The organism is Endozoicomonas sp. ONNA1, assembly GCF_024606325.1.
GTDB lineage: Bacteria > Pseudomonadota > Gammaproteobacteria > Pseudomonadales > Endozoicomonadaceae > Endozoicomonas_A.
Map to the genome: position 1 here is coordinate 1 of NZ_JAHHPN010000205.1, position 1,361 is coordinate 1,361.

General features: G+C 46.7%; 1 protein-coding gene. It reads right to left on the bottom strand.

Annotation, left to right across the window (positions count from 1 at the left end; all coding sequences use genetic code 11):
* Nucleotides 1-1,344 (bottom strand): hypothetical protein (locus KDK19_RS04860; RefSeq protein WP_257291461.1); only part of this gene is annotated, 1,344 nt, incomplete at its 3' end.
* Nucleotides 1,345-1,361 lie beyond the last annotated feature (17 nt).

The following is a 1,361-nucleotide window of genomic DNA, read 5'->3' on the forward strand; positions in this document are numbered from 1 at the left end:
CTGATTTGCAAGGGCTCGTCGCTTTGGCCTTGCTCCCTGCTGTAAGTATCTATCCGTGGGGAAGTCAGGGGAACAGCAGCCAGAGCCAGAGGCACTGTGGGAGCCATTAACTTGCCGGATGGAATCGGTGAATCTGATTGCATTGCTGGCAGTCGTAGCGTTGGCGGTATTATCACTGTGACTGATTACAGGCGCTATTAAAGGTACTTTTAGTGAAGAGTGGAAAGTATGTGTCCGCCTTATCAGCTCATTTGAGAGGTGTGCTGATTCATGGCGGGATGGGTGCTGTTCAAGCTCTATAAAGGCATCGCGAAAAGAGATGGGGAGCGTTAATGTTTGCGCATGAATCACAATATCACGGCTTATGACTGAATCTGATATTTTCCCTAACAGTTCACGAATAGGTTCAAGTGGGTTTGAATAGAGCAGGAATAATTGAAGGAAGTACTCGATAAAGCAATATTTTTCAAATTGTCCTATAAGTGTTTGTTGGTCAGATTGATTAATCCTGCGGATTATATCCTGAACAATCTTATACAAAATCCTCAGGTTGTTGACGCCAGTCTCGGGCAGTGCCCGGGCAGGTGGAATGATCGGTTGGAGTGAAAACAGAATATCAGGGTCATTCAAAGTCCGTGTTTTATCGCTTGTGGCTTCTATCAGCTGTTTGATAAACCGATTGCGCAATGAATTTTTTTTGACAGAACGTTGCAGTTCCAGTATTGCCTCAAGAGGAGTGACAGGGTTACCCCTGGCGTTTGTACCTGTTGTTTCCAGAACCTGCAAACGCTGAGGCATGTCTAGCACATCCAGTATTTCCCTCAGCATAAAAACGGCATTGGGATCGCCGCATTCAATGAGAGCTATAAGCTGGTTGGCAAGTTCCTGAAGGTCTTGAGTCGTAGCATTTTGTTCATTCTCCTCTCCATTGTCGTCTTTTCTGTTATTTCCACTGCCATCATTAGATTGTCCCGGTGATCTGCTCTCCTGACCTCCAGGTTCATCTCTTTGCTCTTTTTGATGATCGTTATTTTCGTCTTTTGATTCTTCATCGGGTACCTTGCCAGAGGGTTTTCCACCATCATTACCTGCTTTTATGCCAACAGTAAGATGGGTCTTCAAGGCAATGCGCTCGAGAGGTAGCCACCCACCTCCGCCACTGCAGGAGGGTGGAGAGGGAAACGAATAGAAGAAGCCCCCGTTGCTGCCTCCGGGCAAATCGGCGCTACCAGCCAGATTGTCTCCTGCCAGTGTCACTGTGTTATTCAGGGTTTGCCCGGTTTTCAGATCACTGTCTTTTATATTGTCGGAATAGAGTTGCCACTGACTCACAACCTGAGGCACTATACCACCGTTGATTT